At 70.9% G+C, this 25,001-nt stretch carries 24 protein-coding genes; 12 read left to right on the top strand and 12 right to left on the bottom strand.

What is annotated here, in order from left to right; genetic code table 11:
• Position 1 precedes the first annotated feature (1 nt).
• Positions 2-2,032 (top strand): ATP-binding SpoIIE family protein phosphatase, encoded by a 2,031-nt coding sequence (locus M4J07_RS25105; protein ID WP_255975267.1) that lies wholly within the window; start codon positions 2-4, stop codon positions 2,030-2,032.
• 18 nt (positions 2,033-2,050) lie between these two features.
• On the opposite strand, the gene M4J07_RS25100 is transcribed toward M4J07_RS25105, so the two are convergent.
• On the bottom strand, positions 2,051-2,308 hold the full coding sequence (locus tag M4J07_RS25100) for a hypothetical protein (protein ID WP_255975266.1): 258 nt from the start codon (positions 2,306-2,308) through the stop codon (positions 2,051-2,053).
• On the opposite strand from M4J07_RS25100, the gene M4J07_RS25095 reads away from it, so the two are divergent.
• On the top strand, positions 2,294-2,683 hold the full coding sequence (locus M4J07_RS25095; RefSeq protein WP_255975265.1) for a peptidase dimerization domain-containing protein: 390 nt from the start codon (positions 2,294-2,296) through the stop codon (positions 2,681-2,683). The two genes, M4J07_RS25100 and M4J07_RS25095, sit on opposite strands and share 15 nt — an antisense overlap.
• A gap of 121 nt (positions 2,684-2,804) precedes the next feature.
• Complete coding sequence (locus M4J07_RS25090; RefSeq protein WP_255975264.1) at positions 2,805-4,271, top strand: catalase; 1,467 nt, start codon at positions 2,805-2,807, stop codon at positions 4,269-4,271.
• A gap of 67 nt (positions 4,272-4,338) precedes the next feature.
• Here the strand turns inward: M4J07_RS25090 and M4J07_RS25085 are convergent, their stop codons facing one another.
• The gene (locus tag M4J07_RS25085; RefSeq protein ID WP_255975263.1) at positions 4,339-6,588 is read right to left on the bottom strand and encodes a transglycosylase domain-containing protein; all 2,250 of its coding nucleotides are present in this window, start codon (positions 6,586-6,588) and stop codon (positions 4,339-4,341) included.
• A 274-nt stretch (positions 6,589-6,862) separates the two neighbouring features.
• Here M4J07_RS25085 and M4J07_RS25080 point away from each other — a divergent pair, with 274 nt between their 5' ends.
• The 5 genes from M4J07_RS25080 (at position 6,863) to M4J07_RS25060 (ending at position 11,839) form a co-directional block, all read left to right on the top strand.
• Positions 6,863-7,792, top strand: coding sequence for an SPFH domain-containing protein (locus tag M4J07_RS25080; RefSeq protein WP_255975262.1), 930 nt, complete (start codon positions 6,863-6,865; stop codon positions 7,790-7,792).
• The gene (locus tag M4J07_RS25075) at positions 7,789-8,022 is read left to right on the top strand and encodes a hypothetical protein (protein WP_255975261.1); all 234 of its coding nucleotides are present in this window, start codon (positions 7,789-7,791) and stop codon (positions 8,020-8,022) included. The genes M4J07_RS25080 and M4J07_RS25075 overlap by 4 nt, the downstream gene beginning before the upstream one ends.
• A gap of 228 nt (positions 8,023-8,250) precedes the next feature.
• Positions 8,251-8,778 (top strand): PadR family transcriptional regulator, encoded by a 528-nt coding sequence (locus tag M4J07_RS25070; protein ID WP_255975260.1) that lies wholly within the window; start codon positions 8,251-8,253, stop codon positions 8,776-8,778.
• Entirely contained in the window at positions 8,775-9,473 is a 699-nt protein-coding gene (locus M4J07_RS25065) for an ABC transporter ATP-binding protein (protein ID WP_255975259.1), read from the top strand. The genes M4J07_RS25070 and M4J07_RS25065 overlap by 4 nt, the downstream gene beginning before the upstream one ends.
• Positions 9,470-11,839, top strand: a complete 2,370-nt coding sequence (locus M4J07_RS25060; protein WP_255975258.1) for an ABC transporter permease — start codon at positions 9,470-9,472, stop codon at positions 11,837-11,839. Before M4J07_RS25065 ends, M4J07_RS25060 begins: the two co-directional genes overlap by 4 nt.
• 65 nt (positions 11,840-11,904) lie before the next feature.
• Here the strand turns inward: M4J07_RS25060 and M4J07_RS25055 are convergent, their stop codons facing one another.
• The 4 genes from M4J07_RS25055 to M4J07_RS25040 form a co-directional block, all read right to left on the bottom strand.
• Positions 11,905-12,333: a hypothetical protein gene (locus tag M4J07_RS25055; protein WP_255975257.1), complete on the bottom strand. Its 429-nt coding sequence runs from the start codon at positions 12,331-12,333 to the stop codon at positions 11,905-11,907.
• A gap of 4 nt (positions 12,334-12,337) precedes the next feature.
• On the bottom strand, positions 12,338-12,742 hold the full coding sequence (locus tag M4J07_RS25050) for a roadblock/LC7 domain-containing protein (RefSeq protein WP_255975256.1): 405 nt from the start codon (positions 12,740-12,742) through the stop codon (positions 12,338-12,340).
• 103 nt (positions 12,743-12,845) lie between these two features.
• Positions 12,846-13,784, bottom strand: a complete 939-nt coding sequence (locus tag M4J07_RS25045) for a MarR family transcriptional regulator (protein WP_255975255.1) — start codon at positions 13,782-13,784, stop codon at positions 12,846-12,848.
• Positions 13,785-13,963: 179 nt separating this feature from the next.
• Positions 13,964-14,932, bottom strand: a complete 969-nt coding sequence (locus tag M4J07_RS25040) for a hydrogen peroxide-inducible genes activator (protein ID WP_255975254.1) — start codon at positions 14,930-14,932, stop codon at positions 13,964-13,966.
• Between the two features lie 134 nt (positions 14,933-15,066).
• Here M4J07_RS25040 and M4J07_RS25035 point away from each other — a divergent pair, with 134 nt between their 5' ends.
• Together M4J07_RS25035 and M4J07_RS25030 are read left to right on the top strand one after the other, a co-directional pair.
• On the top strand, positions 15,067-15,621 hold the full coding sequence (locus M4J07_RS25035) for a redoxin domain-containing protein (RefSeq protein ID WP_164300746.1): 555 nt from the start codon (positions 15,067-15,069) through the stop codon (positions 15,619-15,621).
• Between the two features lie 15 nt (positions 15,622-15,636).
• Positions 15,637-16,167 (top strand): alkyl hydroperoxide reductase, encoded by a 531-nt coding sequence (locus M4J07_RS25030; protein WP_255975253.1) that lies wholly within the window; start codon positions 15,637-15,639, stop codon positions 16,165-16,167.
• A gap of 80 nt (positions 16,168-16,247) precedes the next feature.
• Here the strand turns inward: M4J07_RS25030 and M4J07_RS25025 are convergent, their stop codons facing one another.
• The 4 genes from M4J07_RS25025 to M4J07_RS25010 form a co-directional block, all read right to left on the bottom strand.
• Positions 16,248-17,618: an AI-2E family transporter gene (locus tag M4J07_RS25025; RefSeq protein WP_255975252.1), complete on the bottom strand. Its 1,371-nt coding sequence runs from the start codon at positions 17,616-17,618 to the stop codon at positions 16,248-16,250.
• Between the two features lie 124 nt (positions 17,619-17,742).
• A complete protein-coding gene (locus tag M4J07_RS25020; protein ID WP_305128141.1) occupies positions 17,743-18,471 on the bottom strand; it encodes a transglycosylase SLT domain-containing protein in 729 nt (242 codons plus the stop codon).
• A gap of 401 nt (positions 18,472-18,872) precedes the next feature.
• Complete coding sequence (locus M4J07_RS25015) at positions 18,873-20,198, bottom strand: PhoH family protein (protein WP_255975250.1); 1,326 nt, start codon at positions 20,196-20,198, stop codon at positions 18,873-18,875.
• 302 nt (positions 20,199-20,500) lie between these two features.
• Positions 20,501-21,274, bottom strand: a complete 774-nt coding sequence (locus M4J07_RS25010; RefSeq protein WP_255975249.1) for an isoprenyl transferase — start codon at positions 21,272-21,274, stop codon at positions 20,501-20,503.
• A 109-nt stretch (positions 21,275-21,383) separates the two neighbouring features.
• Here M4J07_RS25010 and mgrA point away from each other — a divergent pair, with 109 nt between their 5' ends.
• A complete protein-coding gene (mgrA, locus tag M4J07_RS25005) occupies positions 21,384-22,421 on the top strand; it encodes an L-glyceraldehyde 3-phosphate reductase (protein WP_255975248.1) in 1,038 nt (345 codons plus the stop codon).
• Positions 22,422-22,907: 486 nt separating this feature from the next.
• On the opposite strand, the gene M4J07_RS25000 is transcribed toward mgrA, so the two are convergent.
• A complete protein-coding gene (locus M4J07_RS25000; protein WP_255975247.1) occupies positions 22,908-23,273 on the bottom strand; it encodes a winged helix-turn-helix transcriptional regulator in 366 nt (121 codons plus the stop codon).
• Between the two features lie 206 nt (positions 23,274-23,479).
• A complete protein-coding gene (locus M4J07_RS24995; protein ID WP_255975246.1) occupies positions 23,480-24,289 on the bottom strand; it encodes a methyltransferase domain-containing protein in 810 nt (269 codons plus the stop codon).
• Positions 24,290-24,460: 171 nt separating this feature from the next.
• On the opposite strand from M4J07_RS24995, the gene M4J07_RS24990 reads away from it, so the two are divergent.
• Complete coding sequence (locus M4J07_RS24990; RefSeq protein WP_255975245.1) at positions 24,461-24,973, top strand: DinB family protein; 513 nt, start codon at positions 24,461-24,463, stop codon at positions 24,971-24,973.
• Positions 24,974-25,001: the final 28 nt, after the last annotated feature.

The following is a 25,001-nucleotide window of genomic DNA, read 5'->3' as shown; positions in this document are numbered from 1 at the left end:
CGTGACGGAGCACTCAGCCTCTCACCAAGGCTCCCACGAAGGCCGCCACCCCGGCGCGGCGGCCCGCCCCGCGGACCCTCGCGGGGCGCTGCGGCGTGCCCCGCAGGCCTCCGCGTCGCCGGCGTCCGGGGGCTTACCGGAACAGCCGCGCCGCGCCGCCGCGCCCGCCGCCTCGTCCGCTGCGGACGCCGAGCACACGCAGCCCCGGTCGCCCTCCCCCGAGCCGGTGCGCCCGCCGGGCCCGCCGGAGGGCGCCGAGCGCCGCTCCGGCCAGCCGCGCCCGTCCGGTCAGCCGGTCGCGATGCGGCGTGACGGCGACCGGCTGCGCTTCGTCGGCGCGGCCACCCGGCGGATCGCCCGCGGCATCGACCTCGACGAGATCGTGATGGGCCTGTGCCGGGCCACGGTGCCGACGTTCTCGGACGCGATCCTGGTCTATCTGCGGGAGCCGCTGCCGGTCGGCGACGAGCGGCCCACCGGGCCGATGGTGCTGCGGCTGCGCCGCACCGACCGGATCCCGGACGCCGACGACACCGAGACGGAGAACGGCGGCACGCCCTCGGCGATGGCCGCCCCTCAGCCCGAACTGGCCCCGGGCAGCGCCGAGTTGTGCGAGGTGCGGCCCGGTGGCCCGCTCGCCGAGGTGCTGCGCGGGGTCCGTCCGGTGTTCGCCGACTCGCCCGCCGCGCTCGCGGCGCTGCCCGAACTGCTGGGCGGGGAGCGGTCGTTGCCGACCGGTCGCCGCGCGATCCTGGCGCCGCTGCGGGGGCGGCGCCGGGTGATCGGCGCCGCCGTGTTCCTGCGCCGCCCGGACCGGGCCGCGTTCGACGCGGACGATCTGCTGGTGGCCGGGCAGCTGGCCACGCACAGCGCGCTCGGCATCGACAAGGCCGTGCTGTACGGGCGCGAGGCGTACATCGCGGACGAGTTGCAGCGCACGATGCTGCCGGAGACGCTGCCGCGCCCCACCGGGGTGCGGCTCGCGTCGCGCTACCTGCCGGCGGCGGAGACGGCGCGGGTGGGCGGCGACTGGTACGACGCGATCCCGCTGCCGGGCAGCCGGGTCGCGCTCGTCGTCGGCGACGTCATGGGGCACTCCATGACGTCGGCCGCCATCATGGGCCAGCTGCGCACCACCGCGCAGACGCTGGCCGGGCTCGACCTGCCGCCGCAGGAGGTGCTGCACCACCTCGACGAGCAGGCCCAGCGGCTCGGCACCGACCGGATGGCGACCTGCCTGTACGCCGTCTACGACCCGGTCTCGCACCGCATCACCATCGCCAACGCCGGTCATCCGCCGCCGGTCCTGCTGCACTTGGGCGGCCGCGCCGAGGTGCTGCGGGTGCCGCCGGGTGCGCCGATCGGCGTCGGCGGGGTCGACTTCGAGGCCGTCGAGCTGGACGCGCCCGCGGGCGCCACGCTGCTGCTGTACACCGACGGGCTCGTCGAGTCGCGGCTGCGGGACGTGTGGACCGGGATAGAGCAGCTGCGCGAACGGCTGGCCGCAACCGCGCAGTTGACCGGGCCCGACCATCCGCCGCCGCTGGAGGCGCTCTGTGACGACGTCCTCGACATGCTCGGCCCGGGCGACCGGGACGACGACATCGCGCTGCTCGCGGCCCGGTTCGACGGGATCGCGCCGAGCGACGTCGCGTACTGGTTCCTGGAGCCGGAGGACGCGGCGCCGTCGCGGGCGCGCAGGCTGGCCAGGAGCGCCCTGGCCCGCTGGGGCCTCGAGGAGATGACCGACGCGGTCGAGCTGCTGGTGAGCGAGGTCGTGACGAACGCGGTGCGGTACGCCTCGCGGCCGGTGACGCTGCGGCTGCTGCGGACCGACGTGCTGCGCTGCGAGGTGGGCGACGACGTGCCGCAGCTGCCGCGGCTGCGCCAGGCCCGGGCGACCGACGAGGGCGGCCGGGGGCTGTTTCTGGTCAACCGGCTCGCCCGGCGGTGGGGGGCGACGCGGCTCAGCACCGGCAAGGTGGTGTGGTTCGAGCTGGCCAGGCCGCAGTCGGGCGCCTCGACGCCGTAGCCCGTTCCTCTAGCGCCGCTACGGCCCCACGGGGACGTATCCGGTGGCCCGGCCCGCGTCGTCCAGCAGCCGGCCCATCCGCTTCGCCGTGCGCAGCGTGACCGTGCGGTCCAGTTCGCCGTGCGGGACCGTCGCCCGGTACGTGGCGAGCGCCGGCCGGCCCGCCGCCTGCTGGGCCAGGTCGCAGCGGCGGCCGTGATGATGCGGTTGCAGGCCGTGGTCGCGCGCGAGGTGGGGGCCTCGCAGGCGGCGGTGGTGACGATGGGCTCGATCCACGCGGGCACGAAGGAGAACATCATCCCGGACGAGGCGGAGCTGCAGCTCAGCATCCGCTCCGTGGACCCCGTCGTACGGGACCGGGTGCTCGCCGCGGTGCGCCGGATCGTCCGGGCGGAGGCGGTGGCGTCGGGGGCGCCGAAGAAGCCGGAGTTCACCTCGCTCGGCGCCTTCCCGGTCACCGTGAACGACGCGGACGCGACCGCGGCCACGATCGACGGACCGCGCCGCGCGCTGGGCGAGGAGGCGGTGCTGGTCCTGCCGCAGCCGATCAACGGCAGCGAGGACTTCGGCCTGTGCGGGACGGCGCTGGGGGCGCCGTCGGTCTTAGGGCGTACGGGCGCTGCTCGCGGCGGCACACACCTGGCTCGGTGACTCCGGGTGAGGCGTGGGGCAGGGGGAAATGTTGCCGACGGGATGTCGGCGGAGTTGACTGGTGCGGGTGACCAAAGCGTGACATGACCCCCGAACCTTCATGAAACGACGGGAGGACGTCGTGACCGAGGCGCCCCGGAACACCCCGTACACGACCACCGGCGCAGGCATCCCGGTGGAGAGCGACGAACACTCGCTGACCGTCGGGTCCGACGGCCCGATCCTGCTGCAGGACCACTACCTCATCGAGAAGATGGCCCAGTTCAACCGCGAACGGGTCCCCGAGCGGGTGGTGCACGCCAAGGGCAGTGGCGCGTACGGCGTCTTCGAAGTCACCAACGACGTCAGCGAGTTCACCAAGGCGGACCTGTTCCAGCCCGGGAAGCGGACCGAGATGCTGGCCCGCTTCTCGACCGTGGCCGGCGAGCAGGGTTCGCCCGACACCTGGCGCGACCCGCGCGGCTTCGCCCTCAAGTTCTATACGGAGCACGGCAATTACGACATGGTCGGCAACAACACGCCGGTCTTCTTCGTGCGCGACCCCATCAAGTTCCAGGACTTCATCCGCTCCCAGAAGCGCACCATCGACAGCGGGCTGCGCGACCACGACATGCAGTGGGACTTCTGGACGCTGTCCCCCGAGTCCGCCCACCAGGTCACCTGGCTGATGGGCGACCGGGGCATCCCGAAGACGTTCCGGCACATGGACGGCTTCAGCTCCCACACCTACATGTGGGTGAACGGCGGCGGCGCGAAGTTCTGGGTGAAGTACCACTTCAGGACCGACCAGGGCAACGAGTTCCTCACCCAGCAGGAGGCCGACGAGCTGGCCGGCTCGGACGGCGACCACCACCGGCGCGACCTGTTCGCGGCGATCGGGCGCGGGGACCACCCGAGCTGGACGCTGAAGATGCAGATCATGCCGTTCGAGGACGCGGCGGACTACCGCTTCAACCCGTTCGACCTGACCAAGGTGTGGCCGCACGCCGACTACCCGCTGATCGAGGTCGGCCGGATGACCCTGAACCGGAATCCGGAGGACTTCTTCGTCCACATCGAGCAGTCCGCCTTCGAGCCGTCGAACCTGGTGCCGGGCATCGGGCCGTCGCCCGACAAGATGCTGCTCGGCCGGCTCTTCTCGTACCCGGACACGCACCGCTACCGGATCGGCCCGAACTACCTCCAGCTCCCGCCGAACCGGCCGCACTCGCAGGTCAACTCGTACGCCAAGGACGGCCCGATGCGCTACGAGCCGCCGAACGTGGCCCGGCCCTACGCGCCCAACTCGTACGGCGGCCCCGCGGCCGACGTGCAGCGGTTCGGCGACCCGGCGGGCTGGGCGACGGCCGGCGAGATGGTCCGCGAGGCGTACGCGCTGCACCGCGAGGACGACGACTGGGGCCAGGCGGGCACGCTGGTGCGCGAGGTCCTGGACGACGCGGCCCGCGACCGGCTCGTCGGCAACATCAGCGGGCACCTGCTCGACGGGGTGTCCCGGCCGGTCCTCGACCGCGCTCTGGAGTACTGGGGCAACGTCGACAAGACCCTCGGCGAGCGGGTGGCCGCGAAGGTGAACGGCGGAGGCTGAGGCCGGCCGTACGGACGCGAAGGGGCCCGGAACCGTGCGGTTCCGGGCCCCTTCGCGTCCGCGCCGGTCAGTTGGTCTGCCGGCCTGCCTGTCTGCCCGACCCGTCGCCGTCGGCCGGGTTCTCCGGGATGCCGATCGTCGGTGTGGTCGGGTCGGTGGGCGGCTCGACGGTCTGCGTCGGCTCGTCCGTCGGCGGCTCGGTGGTCGGCGTCTCGCTCGGCGTCGTCGGGGTCGACGGCGGCGTCGAGGACGGCTCCTCCGTCGGCGAGGCCGGGGTCGAGGGCTCTTCCGTCGGCGTGACCGGGGCCTGCGTGGTGGGCTCGACGCCCGCACCCATGTCGGTGTCGAGGTCGAACTCGCCGCCCGCACTGGTCGCGTTGAACATGTACTGCGCCCAGATCCGCGCCGGGAAGCTGCCGCCGTCGACGCGGCCGCCGCCCGCGGCGCCGGTCATCGGCACCTGCTGGTTCGCCTTGGCCGTGCCCTGCGCGCCCTCGCCGAACAGGCCCACCGAGGTGACCAGGTCCGGGGTGTACCCGGTGAACCAGGCCGAGCGGTTCTTGTCGGAGGTACCGGTCTTGCCGGCGACCTGCTGGCCGTCGCGGCCCGGGTTGTCGCGGACCGAGGCCCGCGCCGTGCCGTCGTCGACCACACCGGTGAGGACCGAGGTGACCGAGTCGGCGGCGCCGCGGCTGATGACCTGCTCGCCGACGGCGTCCGGCAGCTCGGACTTCTCGCCCTTCACCGACACCGACTTCACGATCTGCGGGGTGACCAGCTTGCCGTGGTTGTCGAGGGTCGCGTAGACACCGGCCATCTCCAGCGGGCTCGCGCCCATGGTGCCGAGGGTCTGGGCGTAGTAAGGCTTGAGGTCGGCGCTGTCCATGCCGAGCTTCTTCGCCATCTCCATGACCTGGTCCATGCCGACGTCGGCGCCCATCTGCGCGAAGACGGAGTTCACGGACTTGTTCATGGCGGTCTGCACGGTGACCGGGCCGTAACTGTGGTCGTCCTCGTTCGGCGGGGCGAAGCCGACCTTCTTGCCGTTCTCGACGACCGGCCGCTTGTTGGTGCCGTCGTAGATCGTGCTCGCCTTGATGGACTGCCCGTTCTGCGTCTTGGCGTTGTCCTCCAGGGCGGCCGCGAGGATCAGCGGCTTGAACGTGGAGGCGGGCTGGTAGTCGGTGCGCGTGGCGTTGTTGCGCCAGTGCTTGGTGAGGCCCTCGCCGCCGTACATCGCGACGATCCTGCCGGTCTTCGGATCGACCGAGACGGCGCCGGCCTGCACGTTCGCGTCGGCCTTGCGGCTCTTGCGGTCGAGGTGGTCGGTCAGCTGCTCCTTGACCGACTTCTCCAGCTGCTGCTGCTTCTTGCGGTCGATGTTGAGGGTGATGGTGTAGCCGCCGGCGTCGAACTGCGCGTCGGTCAGGTTGAGTTCCTTCATCACCTCGGCCTTGGCGGCCTGGTACAGGTAGCCCTCCTGGCCCTGCAGCCCGGCGGCGGCCTTCGGCTTCTCGGGCTCGTCGAACTTCAGGCCCTGCCGCTCGCTCGCGCCCAGCCAGTGCATGTCGACCATGTTGTCCAGCACGTAGTTCCAGCGTGCCGTGGCCAGCCTCTTGCCGGTGTCGGAGGCGATCGCCCAGTCGTACTGGTTCGGGGCCTGCAGCAGGGCGGCGAGGTACGCGCCCTGCGAGACGTCCAGCTTCGAGGCGTCCTTGCCGTAGTACGCCTGGGCGGCGGCCTGGATGCCCCAGGCGCCGCGGCCGTAGTAGCTGGTGTTGATGTACCCGGCGAGGATCTCGTTCTTGGTCTTCTTCTGGTCGACCTTCAGCGAGATGACCAGTTCCTTCAGCTTGCGCGTGACGGTCTGGTCCTGGGTCAGGTAGTAGTTCTTCACGTACTGCTGGGTGATCGTCGAGCCACCCTGCTTGCCCTTGCCCGTGACCGTGTTCAGGACACCGCGGGCGGTGCCCTTCAGGTCCACGCCCTTGTCGTTGTAGAACGTCTTGTTCTCGGCGGCGACGAAGGTGTGCTGGACCTCCGGGGATATCTCCGACAGGTCGACGATCTCGCGGTTGACCTCGCCGGTGCGGGCCATGACCCGGCCGTCGCTGTACTTGTAGATGTTGCTCTGCAGCTCGGCTTCCGGGTTGCCCTCGGGCACGTCGATCAGCAGGTACAGCACCACGAAGGCGCCCATGCACAGCAGCACGAAACCGAAGAACGCGCCCAGGATCTTCTTCCACGTGAAGAAGCGGCGTATGCCCGACGGCCGCGCCGCGCGCTTGCGCGCCATTCTCGCATCCGCTCGGCCCATGACCTCTTGCTCCGCTTCTTCTTCCCGTGACCACGTTCCGTGGCCCGTGTGTTCGTGTTCCGTACTGAATCAGCTCATGAAGCTAACACCGTCACTTAAGGCAAAACCCTGCCCTTCCGGTCATTTCCGGACGTGACAATCAGCACCTGACCCATGGGAACCGACGATCCAGGGATGCGGATGGTTGCCGGGCGGCGTAAAGTGATATCACTTTGCTAGACGGGTTCACGCCACACAGGTCACGAACCACCAGCTCAGAGAAACGGGGACCGCCATGTCCGAGACGGACGCCACACCCGACGTACCCACGATGCCGAAGGCCCGTGTGCGCGAGGTCACGGCCCACAGCATCGGCGGTGGACTCGCCCTGCTGCTCGGCCTGATCGGCCTGCTGGTCGGCGCGGGCCTGATCGCCACCGCCACCGCCCTCGACTCGAACGGCGCCAAGGCGCTGCTGATCGTCCTCGGCGTCGTGATCGCGCTCGGCGCCTTCTTCGCGATGTGCGGGCTGAACATGGTGGCGCCGGGCGAGGCCCGCGTCGTCCAGCTCTTCGGCCGCTACCGCGGCACGATCCGCACGGACGGCCTGCGCTGGGTCAACCCGCTCACCTCCCGCACCAAGATCTCCACCCGCGTCCGCAACCACGAGACGGCGGTCCTCAAGGTCAACGACGCGTACGGCAACCCGATCGAGCTCGCCGCGGTCGTCGTCTGGAAGGTGGAGGACACCGCGCAGGCGACGTTCGAGGTCGACGACTTCCTGGAGTTCGTCTCGACGCAGACCGAGGCGGCCGTGCGGCACATCGCCATCGAGTACCCCTACGACGCGCACGACGAGGGCGGTCTCTCGCTGCGGGGCAACGCCGAGGAGATCACCGAGAAGCTCGCCGTCGAGCTCCACGCGCGGGTCGAGGCGGCCGGCGTCCAGATCATCGAGTCCCGCTTCACGCACCTCGCGTACGCGCCCGAGATCGCCTCGGCGATGCTGCAGCGCCAGCAGGCCGGTGCCGTGGTCGCGGCGCGCCGCCTCATCGTGGACGGTGCGGTCGGCATGGTCGAGGACGCGCTCGCCCGGATCACCGAGCAGGACTTCGTGGCGCTCGACGAGGAGCGCAAGGCGGCGATGGTGAGCAATCTGCTGGTCGTGCTCTGCGGCGACCGTTCCGCACAGCCCGTCCTCAACACCGGGACGCTCTACCAGTGACCCCGCGTCCGCGTAAGCAGGTTCTGCTGCGGCTCGATCCGGCCGTGTACGACGCGCTGGCGCGGTGGGCCGGGGACGAGTTGCGCTCCGCGAACGCCCAGATCGAGTTCCTGCTCCGCAAGTCCCTCGCCGAGTCGGGCCGCCTGCCGGGGTCGACGGGGCCCATCCCCCGCAGGGGGCGTCCGCCCAAGGACCCGGCGAGTGATCCGGATCCGGCGGCCGACAGCTGAGTGGGGGCTGGTCGCGCAGTTCCCCGCGCCCCTGAGATGCGCACTCCGTGCGCCATCTCAGGGGCGCCGTCGCGAGAGCGCCCCGGCAGGGGCGCGGGGAACTGCGCGAGCAACCCCCACCGGACCCGCACCCGCCCAGCGCCTCCACCCGCCCCACCCGCCCCACCCGGCAGGGCTATGCACCCCGGGTATACACCCCACGTATACACACGGTGTACAGTCCTCCGCATGTCCATCGGCCACACCCTTCTCGGGCTGCTCGAATCCGGGCCCCGCCACGGTTACGACCTCAAGCGCACCTTCGACGAGACCTTCGGGCACGACAAGCCGCTGCACTACGGGCAGGTCTACTCGACCATGTCCCGCCTCCTGAAGAACGGCCTCGTGGAGGTCGACGGGATAGAGGCGGGCGGCGGTCCGGAGCGGAAGCGGTACGCGATCACCGACGCCGGCATCACGGACGTCCAGCGCTGGCTGGCGACGCCCGAGAAGCCGGAGCCGTACCTCCAGTCGACCCTGTACACGAAGGTCGTCCTCGCGCTGCTGACCGACCGCGACGCCGCGGAGCTGCTCGACGCGCAACGCTCCGAGCACCTGCGCCTGATGCGCGCCCTCACCGAACGCAAGCGCAAGGGCGACCTCGCCGACCAGCTGATCTGCGACCACGCCCTGTTCCACCTGGAAGCCGACCTGCGCTGGCTGGAACTGACCGCCGCGCGCCTCGACAAGCTCGCCGCGGAGGTGCGCCCCTCATGAGTTCCACCCCGACCCCCGCCGGTTCGCTGCTGACCGCGACCGGCCTGCACAAGGCGTACGGGCCCACGCCCGCGCTCGACGGTGCCTCGTTCTCCGTCCACCCGGGCGAGGTCGTCGCCGTCATGGGCCCCTCGGGCTCCGGCAAGTCGACCCTGCTGCACTGCCTCGCCGGCATCGTCACGCCGGACTCCGGCACCATCACGTACGACGGCCGCGACCTGGCCGGGATGTCCGACGCGGAGCGCAGCGCGCTGCGCCGCGGCGAGTTCGGCTTCGTCTTCCAGTTCGGCCAGCTCGTACCGGAGCTGACCTGCGTGGAGAACGTGGCGCTTCCGCTGCGGCTGAACGGCGTGAAGCGCAAGGAGGCCGAGCGCCGGGCCACCGCCTGGCTGCAGAAGCTGGAGGTCGACGGCCTCGCGGACAAGCGCCCCGGCGAGATGTCCGGCGGTCAGGGCCAGCGCGTCGCCGTGGCCCGTTCGCTGGTCACGAACCCGCGCGTGCTCTTCGCCGACGAGCCGACCGGCGCCCTGGACTCCCTCAACGGCGAGCGCGTCATGGAGCTGCTCACCGAGGCGGCCCGCGGCGCGAACGCCGCCGTCGTCCTGGTCACGCACGAGGCCCGGGTCGCGGCCTACTCCGACCGCGAGGTCGTGGTGCGCGACGGCAGGTCCAGGGACATGGAGTACACCCGATGACCCTGCTCGACGACCGCCCGACCCGCACCGCCCCCGCGCCCACCCGGCCGGGCCTCGGCGGCCGGCTGCGCGACCTCGGCCTCGGCATCCGGTTCGCCGTGTCCGGTGGCCGCGAGGGCTGGATCCGGGCCCTGCTCACCGCGGTCGGCGTGGGCCTCGGCGTGGCCCTGCTGCTCGGCGCGGCGAGCGTCCCGACGTTCCAGCAGGAACGCGACGCGCGCGGCGACGCACGGCAGTTGGGCGTCGGCACGGACGACCGGCTCAAGCCCGGCGACCGCACGATGCTCGCCGTCGACGCCTCGTCGGAGTACCGGGACGTCACGATCGGCGGCTATCTGCTGCGCCCCGAGGGCGCGCACCCGCCGCTGCCGCCCGGCGTCGACAAGCTGCCGGGCCCCGGCGAGATGGTCGTCTCGCCCGCGCTCGACCAGCTCCTGCACTCCGCCGAGGGCAAGCTCCTCAAGGAGCGCTACGACTACCGCACCGTCGGCACGATCCACGACTCCGGTCTGGACAACCCCTTCGACCTGTACCTCTACGTGGGCAGCGACTCGATCAAGGACGGCACGGACACGTCCCGCATCGATCACTTCGGGATGAACTACCCGAAGGAGCCGATGGATCCGGTCCTCATCGTGCTCATCGTGCTGGCCTGCATCGTCCTGCTCGTCCCGGTCGCCATCTTCATCGCGACGGCCGTACGGTTCGGCGGCGAGCGGCGCGACAAGCGGCTCGCCGCGCTGCGGCTGGTCGGCGCGGACGTGCCGATGACCCGGCGGATGGCGGCGGGCGAGACGCTGTTCGGCACGCTGGTCGGGCTCGTGCTCGGCGTCGTCTTCTTCCTGGCCGGGCGGCAGTTGCTCGGTGTCGTGGAGATCTGGCGGCTGTCGGCGTTCCCGTCCGACTTCGTGCCGGTGCCCGCGCTGGCGGTGCTGATCCTGGTGGCCGTGCCGCTGGCCTCGGTCGCCGTCACGGTGTTCGCGCTGCGCTCGGTGGTGATCGAGCCGCTGGGCGTCGTGCGCAGCGGCCGGGTCCGCGGCCGTCGCCTGTGGTGGCGGCTGCCCGTCCCGGTCGTCGGAGTCGCGCTGCTGCTCGCGTCGGGGCCCGGTGACACGCTCGGCACGCGCGGCGTCGTGCAGATCTCGGCCGGCATCGCGTTCACCCTGATCGGTCTGGTCCTCGTCCTGCCCTGGGTGGTGGAGGCGACCGTGCGACGGCTGCGCGGCGGCCCCGTGCCGTGGCAGTTGGCCGTGCGCCGGCTCCAGTTGAGCACCGACGGCGGAAGCCGCGCGGTCGCCGGCATCACCATCGCGGTGGCGGGCGGCATCGCCCTGCAGATGTTCACGGTCGGCATCAACGACGACTTCAACAAGAAGACCGGCCAGGACCCGTCGCGGGCCCAGCTCGGCGCGAGCGCGGGCTTCGCCAGCGGCGAGCTGGCCGAGCGGATGGTGACGGAGTTCGGCGCGACCAAGGGCGTCCGGTCGGTGATCGGCACCGTGGACAGCTGGGCGAGCCGGACGGGCGCGAAGCCGGACGCCGACGGCATCCTGGCCTCGGTGTCGGTCTCCGTCGGCTCCTGTTCCACGCTGCGCGAGCTGGCGAAGGTGGACTCCTGCCGGGACGGCGACGTCTTCCGGGTCGAGGGGGCCGAGAACGCCGGCGTCGACGACGAGCTGAAGATCGCCCCGCCCGGCGCGAAGCTCGACGTCGGCGACCCGGCCGTGCGCTGGACGGTCCCCGCCGACACCCGCACGGTGCACTCCCGGCGCGACCCGGGCGGCCACTACTTCGGCGGCCTCCTCGTCACCCCGGGCGCCCTGGACGTGCGCGAACTGGGCAACGCCTCGACGTCGGCGCAGGTCCAGGTCGACCAGAGCGTGCCGGACGTCCTCGAGTACGTGCGCAACACCGGCTTCGCGATCAACCCGGGCATGCACATGTACGTGTACCAGACCACGCAGCGCGACAGCGAGTACGCCAGTATCCGCTCCGGCCTCTTCACGGCCGCCGCGCTCACCATGACGCTCATCGCGGCGTCCATGCTGGTCTCGCAGATCGAGCAACTCCGGGACCGCAGACGCCTGTTGTCGATCCTGGTCGCCTACGGCACCCGGCGCTCGACGCTCGCCTGGTCGGTGCTGTGGCAGACCGCGATCCCGGTCGTCCTCGGCATGGCCGTCGCCGTGACGGGCGGTCTCGGCCTGGGCTGGCTGATGCTCCGCATGGTCGACAAACCGGTGACGGACTGGTTCCTGTTCCTGCCGCTGGCGGGCGTGGGTGGGGCGACGATCGCGGCGGTGACGCTGCTGAGCCTGCCTCCGCTGTACCGGATGATGCGCCCCGAGGGCCTGCGGACCGAGTAGCCGGCCGCCCCGCCCCGCCGAAGGGCCCCGCCCCGCACCCGCGGGGAGGGGCCCTTCGGCGCGCTTCAGAGGCTGAACTCCCGGATCACACGGCGCACTTGGGCGACCAGCATGCCCACGTTCACGGTCTTGCGGCACACCGTCACGGAGACGATGTCCTGCTGCTCGTTCAGCCGGACGAACAGATGGGTGATGTTGTCGCTGTTGACGAGGATCTCCTGGAAGAAGTGGTTCTCGTGCTCCTGTCCGCGCCGTTCCTTCCAGACGTCCTCGATCATCAGGACGGTGCGACCCTGGAACAGGTCGAGGGTCGCTCCGGCCAGCAGGTCGAGGACCTCGGGCGGATGGTTGTCGACGGTCTCGTAGGCCAGCAACATGCCGGTCGACATGTCGACCACGCCGGCGGCGACACAGTCGGGTGCCTCGGCGCGCAGGCTCTTGACCAGGCTCACGACCTGGTCGGAGAAGTTGGCGTTCAGGCGTTTGGTCGCCATGCCGTCACACGCCTTCCGGGGTCTTCTCGGATTCCGGGTTCTTCGCGGTGAGGATCGCCTCGATCCGGTCCAGGGCGGGCTGGGTCGCCGTGTGCAGGCGCTCCACGTCGAGCCCTTCGTCGCCGAGGACGACCATGAGCGCGGTGTCGCCGACCGCGTAGCAGGCGGCGCAGCCCCGGCTGCCGTAGGTCACGGTCCGGCGCAGCGCCCCGCGGGACGCCAGGTCGGTGGTGCGCCGGGCGAGTCCGAGGCCGGCCGCGGCGACGGCGGCCAGCCCCTCCCGGTCGATGGAGTCGGCGGTGTCGGCGGCGATGAGCAGTCCGTCCGCTGCCGCGACGGCCGTGTCGGTTATTCCGGTCACCTGCTCGCGCAGGCCGCGCATTTCCTGCGCGAGAGCGTTGTGGTCCATGGGTCCAACCCCCCGGGTGCGGAGTGCATCTGATCGTGATCTTCGCTTCGCGCTCCTCGACCGCCGGCATGTCCTGCGCTGCCGCCACGGACCAGGAGTTATCTCAACTCGCCTGACTGTCCTGCGAGTTGACGGATTCATTGATGCCGCTGGCGCCGGGGCTGCGGCGCGGCAGGTCGTCCGCGTCCGCCGCCGGCTCCTCGGCCGCCGGCGGCTCCGGGTCCGCGGCCCGCTCCTCCGCGTCCGGCTCCGGTCCCAGCAGCGGCAGGGCTCGCAGCCGCTGGCCCACGCCGTGTCGCGCGGCCGCCGGGCTGAGCGGGATGGGCGGCGGCTCCTCCACCCGCTCCAGCAGCCCTTCGCCCAGCATGCGGGCGACCTCGACGGTGACGGCGTAGACGCCGCGCCCGGTGAGGAAGGCGAGGTCGCGGGCGCTGCGCCGGCCGTCGGCGTGGGCCAGCAGTTCGCGCCGCAGGGCGGTGAGCCCCTCGGTCCACTCGGCACCGGGCGCGGCCACGGTGCGTTCGCGGTCCGGGCTCACGGGGCACGCCAGCGTCTCGACGGCGGCGAGCCGGCGGTCCGCATCCTGCAGCAGCCGCCAGGGCGACTCGCCGTACGGGGACGGCGCGGCCGGCTCGGCCTCGGCGTCGCGCTCGCAGTCGTCCAGCTGCCCCGCGACGATCGCGAACACGGCGTCCCGCATCGCCATCAGACAGACCACCCGCAGCTGCGCCGCCCCGGCGTACTCCCGGGCGATCAGACCGGCGGCGGGCCAGGGCGATCCGCCCGCCTCCCGCACCAGTTCGGCCCACTGCTCGTCGCTGACCCGGCCGGAGCGCAGCAGCAGCGCCTCGGGACCCGGCGAGCCGGGGCTCTCCACCGCGACGACCAGACCGCCCCGCAGGTGCAGGGTGCCGCCGGGCGTCCCGGCCACCCGGACCCGGCCGGTGAACTCCTCGCGCTCGCAGGCGGCCAGCTCCGCCGCCAGGAGGTCGCACCCGGCCCGGCCGGAAGACCCCCACCCGTCCTGCTCCGTACCCGACATCGCACCCCCCGGCATTTCGCACAGACGCCTGACGCGTCGCACTCAGGGGGCATGTTGTATCAGCCGGCGCGCACGCCTCCGGGGCTCGTTTCCTACCTGCCCCCACCTGACGCGAGTTGAAGCAATCGGCCGCACAAACGCCCATGCCCGAGGCACATTTGACCGATTGTCAGATGCCTTCAGTCGGCGGTGAGCACCCGGACGGGCAACGGCTTCAGCGCCGCGCGCAGCGCCGCGGCCAGTTCCTCGTACTCGGTGCCGCGCGCGGCGCCGGTGCGCATGGCGAGGGCGACCCGGCGCGACGGGGCCGGTTCGGCGAAGCTGCCGGTGAGCAACTGGGTGCTGCGGGCGGTCTCGACGCGCAGCGCGGTCCTGGGCAGCAGCGTGCAGCCGAGGCCGCCGGCGACCAGCTGCACCAGGGTGGAGAGCCCGGCCGCGGTCGTGGTGACGCCGACGTCGTCGCCGCGCCCCGCCTCGCGGCAGATGTCGAGCGCCTGGTCGCGCAGGCAGTGCCCTTCGTCGAGCAGCAGCAGGTTCAGCTCGCGCAGCGCCTCGCGCGGAATCCCCTCCCGCCCGCCGAGCCAGTGGTCGAGCGGCGTGACGAGCACGAAGTCCTCGTCGAACAGGGGGAGTTCGGCGACGCCCGGCACGCCGAGCGGCACCGCGAGCAGCAGCAGGTCGAGCCGCCCGGCGGCGAGCCCCTCGAGGAGCGACGAGGTCTGCTCCTCGTGCACCTGGAGGTCCAGGTGCGGGTACTTCTCGTGCACCAGACGCAGGACGGTGGGCAGCAGGTACGGCGCGACGGTGGGGATCACCCCGAGCCGCAGCGCCCCGGTGAACGGCGCCCGCACCGCCTCGGCGTCCTCCATCAGCGCGCCGACCTCGTCGAGCACGGCCTTGGCCCGCACCGCGATCCGCTCGCCGGCCGGCGAGAGCAGGACCTTGCGCGTCGTACGCTCGACGAGGGTCACCCCGAGCGTCTCCTCCAGCGCCGACACGGCGCCGGACAGGGCCGGCTGACTCATCCCGATCGCCGCTGCCGCGTCCCGGAAGTGCAGGTGCTCGGCGACCGCGGCGAACGCCCGCAGCTGCGCCAGGCTCGGCTGACGCTTGCGCCCGCCGGCGGGCTTTCCGTTCTGTACGGCCACTGATAGCCACCTCCGATCAACACGACCGAGTCTAGCTATTTCCATAATCAATGCACCCTGTGCCACGATCTTGAGTAGTCCAACCCATGGGAAGGTCCCCCAAAAAGGGACCTTTCTCGCTGCAAGGAGTGCGTGTGCTCACTGTCGGTGACAAGTTCCCCGAGTTCGACCTGACCGCCTGTGTCTCGCTGGAGAAGGGCTCGGAGTTCGAGCAGATCAACCACAAGACCTACGAGGGCAAGTGGAAGATCGTCTTCGCGTGGCCCAAGGACTTCACCTTCGTGTGCCCCACCGAGATCGCCGCGTTCGGCAAGCTGAACGACGAGTTCGCCGACCGTGACGCCCAGGTCCTCGGCTTCTCCGGCGACTCCGAGTTCGTGCACCACGCCTGGCGCAAGGACCACCCGGACCTCACCGACCTGCCCTTCCCGATGCTGGCCGACTCGAAGCACGAGCTCATGCGTGACCTCGGCATCGAGGGCGAGGACGGCTTCGCGCAGCGCGCCGTCTTCATCGTCGACCAGAACAACGAGATCCAGTTCACGATGGTGACCGCCGGTTCCGTCGGCCGTAACCCCAAGGAGGTCCTCCGGGTCCTCGACGCGCTCCAGACGGACGAGCTCTGCCCGTGCAACTGGAGCAAGGGCGACGAGACCCTGGACCCGGTCGCGCTGCTCTCCGGCGAGTGAACGGAACCGACTGACATGGCACTCGACGAACTGAAGTCCGCCATACCGGACTACGCCAAGGACCTGAAGCTCAACCTGGGCTCGGTCATCGGCAACTCGGACCTGCCGCAGCAGCAGCTGTGGGGCACGGTCCTGGCGTGCGCCATCGCCGCCCGCTCGCCGCGCGTGCTGCGCGAGCTGGCGCCGGAGGCCGAGGCGAACCTGTCGCCCGAGGCGTTCAAGGCCGCCAAGTCGGCCGCCGCCATCATGTCGATGAACAACGTCTTCTACCGCACGCGTCACCTGCTCTCGGACGACGAGTACGGGACGATGCGCGCGGGCCTGCGGATGAACGTCATCGGCAACCCGGGTGTCGACAAGGTCGACTTCGAGCTGTGGTCGTTCGCGGTCTCCGCGATCAACGGCTGCGGGATGTGCCTCGACTCGCACGAGCAGGTGCTCCGCAAGGCCGGCGTCGACCGCGACGTCGTCCAGGAAGCGTTCAAGATCGCTTCGGTGATCCAGGCGGTGGCCGTCACGGTCGACGCCGAGGACGTCCTGGCGTAGCACTCCGTGAGAGAACCGGGACCGGATTCGTCCGGTCCCGGTTCTTTCATGTCACGGGGCTCCGCCCCGGACCCCGCTCCTCAGTCGCCGGAGGGGCGGGTGTTGTGCTCCACCGGTGCCAGGTCCACCGCCGTCGCCCCCCGCGGCACCGGCGCCGACCGGATCGACGCCTCCCGCGACCACGCCCGCAGATAGACGACCACCGTGTTGGTCACGGCCACCAGCGGCACCGCCACCACCGCTCCCCCGATCCCGGCCACCATCCCGCCCGCCGCGACGGACAGCACCACGGCCAGCGGATGCACCCGCACCGCGCGGCCCAGGATGAACGGCTGCAGGATGTGGCCCTCGATCTGCTGCACGGCGAGCACGACGGCCAGCGTCATGACGGCCGTGAACACCCCTTGCGTCACCAGCGCCACGACCACCGCGAGGGCACCCGAGACGACCGCGCCGACCAGCGGGATGAACGCGAACAGGAAGATGAAGACGGCGAGTGGCACCGCCATCGGCACGCCGAGGAAGAAGATGCCGAGGCCGATGAAGATGGCGTCGATCAGAGCGACTATCACCGTGCCGCGGACGTACGCCGTCAGCGTGCGCCACGCCCGCGGGCCCGCGCCCGCGATGCCCGGACGGGCCTGCGCCGGGACGAGCTTGAGGGTCCAGTCCCAGATCCGCCGGCCGTCGTAGAGCAGGAACAGTGTCGAGAACATCGTGAGCAGGATGCCGGTCATCGCCTCGACGATGACGGTGACGCCTTCGAGGCCGGCCGAGGTGATCTCGTCCGTGTTCGCGCCGACCGCGTCGCGGAGCGACTTCGCGATCTCGTTGATCTGGTTGTCGGTGACGTGGAAGGGACTGTTGAGCAGCCACTTCCTGAGCTCGTCGATGCCGTCCTGGATCTGGTCGGAGAGCGTGTCGATGTTCTCCTGGACCTGCCAGACCACGAACCAGCCGACGAGCCCCATGATGACGAAGCCGAGGATCGCCGTCAGGGCGGTGGCGAGGCCGCGCGGCACCCCGTGCTTGCGCAGCCGCGCCACCGTCGGCTGCAGCAGCGCGGTGATGAGCAGCGCCGCGATGAACGCGAACACCACCAGCTGCACCGAGCTGATGACCTTCATCAGGACCCAGAGGGCGCCCGCCAGGACGAGCAGTCGCCAGCCCGCCTCCGCCGCGACCCTAAGTCCCCACGGCACGGCGGCGACCGGCTCGGGCCGGGACGCTATGGCCGGCGCGTACGTGGGGGGTGCGGGCACGTGGTCGTGCGGCGACTCGCCGGCCACCGCCTCGGCCTGTCCGTCCGGCACCGGAGCCGGGGCGGGCCGGTCGTCGGGCAGGTCCCGGGCCTCGGCGCGCTCGGCCTCGGCGCGACGCTCGTCCAGGCGCTCGCCCACCTTGCTGATTCCTGCGCCGACTCGATCGAGCCAGCCGGGAACACGCGACATCATCCGTCCTTTTCCCCCGTGCGCTCTCACCACTCCCCCCGGAGCCTGTGGCTCAGACCGTACATGGCCGAAGCCCCTCACCGTAGGACGGTGAGGGGCTCCGCAAGGTTGAGAACCGTGGTGCTCAGTACCAGCTGTTGGCCTGCCAGAAGGACCAGGCCTCGCACGGGCTGCCGTAGCGCTCGTTCATGTAGTTGAGGCCCCACTTGATCTGCGTGGCGGGGTTCGTCTGCCAGTCGGCACCGGCCGAGGCGTACTTGCCCGCGGGCAGCGCCTGGAAGAGGCCGTAGGCGCCCGAGGAGGCGTTGACGGCCTTGTAGTTCCAGCTGGACTCGTGGTTCACGATGTTGCTGAAGCACTGGAACTGACCGGACGGCACCATCTGGCGCGCCATCGCCTGGATCTGGGCGACGGAGTACGACGACTGGGTCGAGAAGCTCGAGGCGTCGCGGGTCTCGGAACGGCTGGCGGCCTTCTTCGCCTCAGCGCGCTCCTTGGCCTCCTTCTCGGCCTTCTCCTTCGCGTCCTGCGCGGCCTGCTGCTTGGCGATCGCGTCCTCGGCGGCCTTCTTGCGGGCCGCTTCCTCCGCCGTCTTCTGTGCCGCGTTGTCGGCCGCGATGGCCTGCGTCTGTGCCTGCTGCGTCAGGGACGCGGTCTGCACCTGGGCCTGCTGACCCGCGGGTATGTCGGCGAGGAGGGTCGCGTCGCCTGCCGTGGCCTCAGCCTCGTTCGAGGGCTGAGCGGTGCTGCCCGAGGCAACACCCACGACGGCGCCGACTGTGGTGACCGCGGTGGCCGAAGCCACTGCGAATCCCCGGACCGAAATCCGGCTCACACGGTTTCCTTCCAGCATCGCCCGCTCTGGTGTGACCCCTCGCGGACGCAATCGTGCCCCTGGCGCTGGCCTCCCAACTGACGGGTCACGGGAGGCACGGGCCCGGTGGGCAACTCCCTTGCGGAAGGCGCCGCGTGGTGCTCGGGCGGCATACGACGGCCGGTATGGAGTTCAAGGTGCAGCTGGTGCTGCGGTGGTGCTGTACCGCTGGGGGTACGCAAGTGTCGTATGCGGGGCCTGACAGGACCGTGACTCTGCCGTATTCGGACGTCGCAAGGCAATTCTGTGTTGCGTGGGAAACGTCACACCTCGTTTGCCCCACGGGTTTTACGGAAACGAGCACACGCCAAGACGCCGCCCGGCTAAGCTCTCTCGCTTCGCCGGGCGGCGCCAAATACCGCGAACTACCTCTGACTACCTCAGATTTGGCCGTCTTCGAGCATTTCGGTCACCAGGGCCGCGATCTGCGACCTCTCCGAGCGCGTCAGCGTGACGTGCGCGAACAGCGGATGACCCTTCAGCTTCTCGACGACCGCGACGACCCCGTCGTAGCGCCCGACCCGGAGGTTGTCGCGCTGGGCGACGTCATGGGTGAGGACGACCCGGGAGTTCGCGCCAATTCGGGACAGAACAGTCAAGAGGACGTTCCGTTCCAGGGATTGGGCCTCGTCCACGATCACGAACGCGTCGTGCAGCGAGCGCCCGCGGATGTGCGTGAGCGGGAGCACCTCCAGCATGCCGCGAGCCGTGACCTCCTCGATGACCTCGCGGCTCGTCACGGCGGACAGCGTGTCGAAGACCGCCTGCGCCCACGGACCCATCTTCTCGGCCTCGGTGCCCGGCAGATAGCCGAGCTCCTGCCCGCCCACCGCGTACAGCGGCCGGAACACCATCACCTTCTGGTGCTGGCGCCGCTCCAGCACGGCCTCCAGGCCCGCGCACAGGGCGAGGGCGGACTTGCCGGTGCCGGCCCGGCCGCCCATCGACACGATGCCGACGTCCGGATCGAGCAGCAGGTCGAGCGCGATCCGCTGCTCGGCGCTGCGCCCCTTGAGGCCGAAGGCCTCGCGATCGCCGCGCACCAGCCGGACGTTGCCCTCCGGCGTGACCCGGCCGAGGGCCTTGCCGCGCTCGGAGTGGATCGTCAGGCCCGTGTGGACGGGGAGGTCGGCGGCCTCGGGGACGTACACGCTCTCCTCGTCGAAGAGGAGGTCCACCTGCTCGGCGGGCAGCGTCAGTTCGGACATTCCGGTCCAGCCGGAGTCCGTGATGGCGAGTTCGGCGCGGTACTCCTCGGCGAGGAGACCGACCGACGACGCCTTGATCCTGAGCGGCAGGTCCTTCGAGACGACGGTGACGTCGAACCCCTCGGCCTGCAGATTGCGGGCCACGGCGAGGATCCGGCTGTCGTTGTCACCCAGGCGGTAGCCCGAGGGCAGGACGCTGGGGTCGGAGTGGTTGAGCTCGACGCGCAGCGTGCCGCCCAGTTCCCCGGTGGGGATCGGGGCGTCCAGACGGCCGTGCCGGATGCGGTAGTCGTCGAGCAGGCGCAGGGCCTGCCGGGCGAAGTACCCGAGCTCCGGATGGTGCCGCTTGGCCTCCAACTCCGTGACCACGACGACAGGAAGGACCACTTCGTGTTCGTCGAATCGGGTCATGGCGTTCGGATCGGCCAGCAGGACGCTGGTGTCGAGAACATAAGTGCGCCGGTCGGGCTTGGGGAGGCGCTTGTTGCTGGTCACCACGGAAGGACGTACCCCCTCGGATGAGGTCGGGGAGCGACAGAGGGTTCAGGACCGGTCCACGGCCGCGCTGCGCGGGCCGGGATCCGGCCCTCCAAGTCGTCGTCCGTACCCATCTGCGTACGGTCCACCTGGTGCAAAGGGCCTCCCGGGCGGACGGCCCCGTGCCGTCCGCTGAGATCCGGCGTCCGTGGTTCGGACGCCGACCTGGAAGGCTTATTCCCTCGAACACGCGCAGCCATGCCAGGGCATATGACGGCGCGTGCGTTAACTCCTCATGACGTACGTCCCGTGCGGGGAGGTGCTCAGCCGCCGTAACGCCGGTGCCGGGCCGCGTAGTCGCGCAGGGCACGCAGGAAGTCCACCTTGCGGAAGGCCGGCCAGAAGACTTCACAGAAGTAGTACTCGGAGTGCGCCGTCTGCCAGAGCATGAAGCCGGACAGCCGCTGCTCGCCGCTGGTGCGGATGACGAGGTCCGGGTCGGGCTGCGCGCTCGTGTAGAGGTGCTTGCCGATGAGGTCGACGTCGACGGCGTCGGCGATCTCCTCCAGGGAGTTCCCCTTGTCCGCGGCGTCGAGCAGCATCGAGCGGACCGCGTCGGCGATCTCCTGGCGGCCGCCGTACCCGATCGCGACGTTGACCAGTATTCCGTCGCGGTGGGCGGTCGCCTCCGCCGCCTCCTTGAGGACGGTCTGCAGGCCCGACGGCAGGATGTCGGTGGCGCCCACGTGGTGGACGCGCCAGCGGCCGTCGGCGGCGAGCGAGCGGACGGTGTCCTCGATGATGCCGAGGAGCGGTACCAGTTCCTCCTGCGGCCGGTCGAAGTTGTCCGTCGAGAGCAGCCACAGCGTGACGACCTCGACGTCCGACTCACTGCACCAGCCGAGGAACTCCTCGATCTTGTCGGCGCCGGCCCGGTGGCCCTGGGCGGTGGTGGAGCCGGCGGCCTTCGCCCAGCGTCGGTTGCCATCCATGATGACTCCGATGTGCTTGGGCACCTGGTCGTGGTCCAGATGGCCTTCCACCCGGCGCGTGTACAGCCTGACCAGCAGGCCGCGCAGCCTGTCGCGCAGGTTCACGGTCTTCTTGCCCCTCCGTGCAGACGGCAGTCCCCGAAGCCGAAAGCGTACCCCCGCAAATCTGGGTGGGAGCTATGGGGTGTCAGTGCACTGACGTAGCTTCGTACCCATGAACGACACCTCTCCCTATGTCGCGTCCGCCGACCGGTACGACTCGATGGAGTACCGGCGCACCGGCCGCAGCGGTCTGAAGCTGCCCGCGATCTCGCTCGGCCTGTGGCACAACTTCGGGGACGACCGCACCCTCGACTCCCAGCGCGCGATCCTGCGCCGCGCCTTCGACCTGGGCGTCACGCACTTCGACCTGGCGAACAACTACGGGCCGCCGGCCGGTTCGGCGGAGCTGAACTTCGGCAAGATGTTCGCGCAGGACTTCGCCCCGTACCGGGACGAGCTGGTCATATCGACCAAGGCCGGTTATCTGATGCACCCCGGTCCGTACGGCGAGTGGGGCAGCCGCAAGTACCTGCTGTCGTCGCTGGACGCGTCGCTGGACCGGATGGGCCTCGACTACGTCGACATCTTCTACTCGCACCGCTTTGACCCGGACACTCCGCTCGAGGAGACGATGGGAGCGCTCGCATCGGCGGTGCAGCAGGGCAAGGCGCTGTACGTCGGCGTCTCCTCGTACACCAGCGAGCAGACCGCCGAGGCGGCGCGGATCCTCAAGGAGATGGGCGTCCCGGCGCTCATCCACCAGCCGTCCTACTCGATGATCAACCGCTGGACCGAGGACGACGGGCTGCTCGACACGCTGGAGACGGCCGGCATGGGCTGCATCTCCTTCGTGCCGCTCGCCCAGGGCCTGCTGACGGGCAAGTACCTGAAGGGCATCCCGGAGGGCTCGCGCGCGACGCAGGGCAAGTCCCTCGACCCGGACCTGCTGAGCGACGAGGTGGTGCGCCGGCTGAACGGCCTGAACGACATCGCCCAGCGCCGCGGTCAGTCCCTCGCGCAGCTCGCGCTGAGCTGGGTGCTGCGGGACGAGCGGATGACGTCGGCGCTGATCGGCGCGTCCAGCGTGCGTCAGCTGGAGGAGAACGTGGCGGCGCTGGCCGGTCCGAAGCTGACCGACGAGGAGCTGACCGAAATCGACTCGTTCGCCGTCTCCACGCCCGGCACGAACATCTGGGCCGGCCGGAGCTGATCGAGCGGTCCGCCGGAACCCCCGCGACCGGGCCTTTGTCCGGACAAAAAAACGGGCCGGTCCGTGGGGGGGAGACGGACCGGCCCGAGGGGGGGTTTCCACCATAACCCTTCGTAAGTGATGCTGCGCGCATCGGCGTGCCACAACTACTCTCCGCAGTCGCCCGGCGACGGCTGGAGGTAGCTTTCCGGCCGCTCCACAGCGGGCTCACAGGCTCCTTCAGGGCCCTTCCGGCGGGCGTGTCGCCGGGGGTCCTGCATCCCTCTTGCGTGTCATGCGCGCGGTTGACGCGGTTCCGGCCCGCGTGGACGGCGTCGCAGATATGGCGCATTCGGGCCGCGCGGACGGCAGACGGCACCGCGCAGCCCCCTCCACCGCGCGGTACCGCCGCGCAGCTTTGCTCACGCGAATTGCCGTTGGTCTGAACTTACGTGAGGTTTACGTGAGGATCTAGCGAGCGTCGATAACGATGCGGAATCGGTTGCCTCAGGCGGCGGGTTCCGCGTCCTTCGCGGCCAGGATGGCGGCCATGTGCGCGTCTCCCCACAGGCCGAGCGGGACCAGCGCCTCGTTCAGCGACTCCCCGAGACCGGTCAGCGAGTACTCGACGCGCGGCGGCACCTCCGGGAAGACCTCCCGGTGCACGACGCGGTCGGCCTCCAGCTCGCGCAGCTGCTGGGCGAGCACCTTCTCCGTCACCCCGTGCATCGAGCGCCGCAGCTCGCCGAAGCGCAGCGTCCCCGCGTCGTGCAGCGCCCAGAGGATCATCGGCTTCCACTTGCCGCCCACGACGTCCACGGCCGCGTCCAGCCCACAGCTGTAGCGTCCCCCGTCGGCCCTGTTGTGCCCCATGAACTCCCTCTCTCCTCATGTTCCGTGTCGCGCTGCGCCGGCCCGGACCACCAGGACGGCGGAGCCCTCATGCCCCCAACGCACGGGGGCGGCCAGTTCGTCCCCGCCGCCAACTCCCTTATGGTTTCCGCCGATTCGGCCGGGACGGCGGCCCGTGTTCGCGATCGCCGACAGCAACGGCGGTCCGCCCGCGGCCTTCGGACCCGTCAGACGGGCTTGCGGGCCTCGATCAGGTGGCGGCTGCTGTGCGCCACGAACGGGCCCTCCCGCTCGATCCGCTCGTGCAGGGCGCGGAGCCGGGGCTCGTGCGCCTCGACCGTGAAGCCCGGCACCATCCAGACGACCTTGCGCAGGAAGTGGACCACGGCCCCGATGTCGTAGAACTCGATGCGCAGGCGCTCCGCGCGCAGGTCGACGACCTCCAGGCCCGCGGCCCGCGCCCGCTCGGCCTCCGCCCGCGGGTCGCGGCCGTTCCGGGCCTCCTCGGGCTGCGGGCCGAGGAAGTACTCGACGACCTCGAACACGCTGCTGGGGCCCACGTGCTGGGCGAAGTACGTGCCGCCGGGGCGCAGTACGCGCGCGATCTCGGAGAACGGGGGGACGACCGGGTGGCGCGACGTGACCAGGTCGAAGGCGGCGGCGGCGAAGGGCAGCGGGGCGTCGGCCCGGGCAGCGACGACGACCACGCCGCGGGGGCCGAGGAGGCGGGTCGCCTTCTCGACGTTCGGGGGCCAGCCCTCGGTGGCGGCGGTCAGCGGCGGCAGCTTCGGGGCCAGGTTCAGGACCTCGCCGCCGCCGGTGTCCAGGTCGAGGGCGGCCTCGGCGCGGGCGAGGCGCTCCCCCATCAGCCGGGCGTACCCCCAGGAGGGGCGCTCCTCGGTGGCCCGGCCGTCGAACCAGGAGAAGTCCCAGCCCTCGGTGGGCGCGGCGACGGCCTCCGCGACGAGCTCGTCGAAGGACCGGCCGGTGTGGGTCGGGCGGTGGTCGTGATCGTGGTGGTGGTCGGCAGTGGTCATGCAGCGCATGGTCGCAGGGAGGCGCGGTTCCGCTCACCCTCTTTTGGACCCGCGCACTCCTGGGTCCGCCCGCCTCGTGTGCGGCGGGGTTGTCGGTGGGCGCTGCTACGTTCTGCGGACCAGATCACGCGTGCGTGCGGGGCGACGCGGGGCGACACGGGGGGAGACAGCATGAGCGCGGGGGAACGGATCAGGCACGTCCCTTACGAGGGCGGGGAGAAGGAGAGTCTGCACGTCTCGCTCGACCGGCACCGGGACGTCGTCGTGTGGAAGCTCGCGGGGCTCGACGAGGAGCGGGCGCGCAGACCCCTCACCCCGTCGGGGACGAGCCTGCTCGGCCTGGTGAAGCACCTGGCGGCCGTCGAGTACAGCTGGTTCTGCGAGACGTTCGGGCGGGAGAGCGAGCCGCTCTGGTTCGACCCGTACGCGGGCGAGGACATGGTCGCGGCCGACGACGAGACGACCGAGGGCATCCTCGCCTACTACGCGCGGGCGCGGGCCGCAGCGGACCGGGCCGTCGCGGAGCTCCCGCTGGAGACGGTCGGCACGGCGTGGGACGGCCGGAAGGTGTCGATGCGCTGGGTGCTGATCCACATGGTGGAGGAGACCGCCCGGCACGCGGGCCACATGGACATCGTGCGCGAGCTGATCGACGGAACCACAGGGGCCTATCCACAGCTGTAGACAGGCGGGGCGGCAGAGCGGGGTGGGG

Source organism: Streptomyces longispororuber, assembly GCF_024448165.1.
Classification (GTDB): Bacteria; Actinomycetota; Actinomycetes; order Streptomycetales; family Streptomycetaceae; genus Streptomyces; species Streptomyces longispororuber_A.
The sequence above is the reverse complement of the archived record's forward strand: the minus strand, read 5'-3'. Positions and strand labels throughout refer to the sequence as shown.

What these genes read in the sequence shown, in the direction of transcription:
- M4J07_RS25095 (WP_255975265.1), top strand. Translation starts at nt 2,294, where the DNA reads ATGGGCTCGATCCACGCGGGCACGAAGGAGAACATCATCCCGGACGAG.
- M4J07_RS25085 (WP_255975263.1), bottom strand. Translation starts at nt 6,588, where the DNA reads ATGGGCCGAGCGGATGCGAGAATGGCGCGCAAGCGCGCGGCGCGGCCG.
- M4J07_RS25080 (WP_255975262.1), top strand. Translation starts at nt 6,863, where the DNA reads ATGTCCGAGACGGACGCCACACCCGACGTACCCACGATGCCGAAGGCC.
- M4J07_RS25070 (WP_255975260.1), top strand. Translation starts at nt 8,251, where the DNA reads ATGTCCATCGGCCACACCCTTCTCGGGCTGCTCGAATCCGGGCCCCGC.
- M4J07_RS25065 (WP_255975259.1), top strand. Translation starts at nt 8,775, where the DNA reads ATGAGTTCCACCCCGACCCCCGCCGGTTCGCTGCTGACCGCGACCGGC.
- M4J07_RS25060 (WP_255975258.1), top strand. Translation starts at nt 9,470, where the DNA reads ATGACCCTGCTCGACGACCGCCCGACCCGCACCGCCCCCGCGCCCACC.
- M4J07_RS25055 (WP_255975257.1), bottom strand. Translation starts at nt 12,333, where the DNA reads ATGGCGACCAAACGCCTGAACGCCAACTTCTCCGACCAGGTCGTGAGC.
- M4J07_RS25050 (WP_255975256.1), bottom strand. Translation starts at nt 12,742, where the DNA reads ATGGACCACAACGCTCTCGCGCAGGAAATGCGCGGCCTGCGCGAGCAG.
- M4J07_RS25045 (WP_255975255.1), bottom strand. Translation starts at nt 13,784, where the DNA reads ATGTCGGGTACGGAGCAGGACGGGTGGGGGTCTTCCGGCCGGGCCGGG.
- M4J07_RS25030 (WP_255975253.1), top strand. Translation starts at nt 15,637, where the DNA reads ATGGCACTCGACGAACTGAAGTCCGCCATACCGGACTACGCCAAGGAC.
- M4J07_RS25025 (WP_255975252.1), bottom strand. Translation starts at nt 17,618, where the DNA reads ATGTCGCGTGTTCCCGGCTGGCTCGATCGAGTCGGCGCAGGAATCAGC.
- M4J07_RS25020 (WP_305128141.1), bottom strand. Translation starts at nt 18,471, where the DNA reads ATGCTGGAAGGAAACCGTGTGAGCCGGATTTCGGTCCGGGGATTCGCA.
- mgrA (WP_255975248.1), top strand. Translation starts at nt 21,384, where the DNA reads ATGAACGACACCTCTCCCTATGTCGCGTCCGCCGACCGGTACGACTCG.
- M4J07_RS25000 (WP_255975247.1), bottom strand. Translation starts at nt 23,273, where the DNA reads ATGGGGCACAACAGGGCCGACGGGGGACGCTACAGCTGTGGGCTGGAC.
- M4J07_RS24995 (WP_255975246.1), bottom strand. Translation starts at nt 24,289, where the DNA reads ATGACCACTGCCGACCACCACCACGATCACGACCACCGCCCGACCCAC.
- M4J07_RS24990 (WP_255975245.1), top strand. Translation starts at nt 24,461, where the DNA reads ATGAGCGCGGGGGAACGGATCAGGCACGTCCCTTACGAGGGCGGGGAG.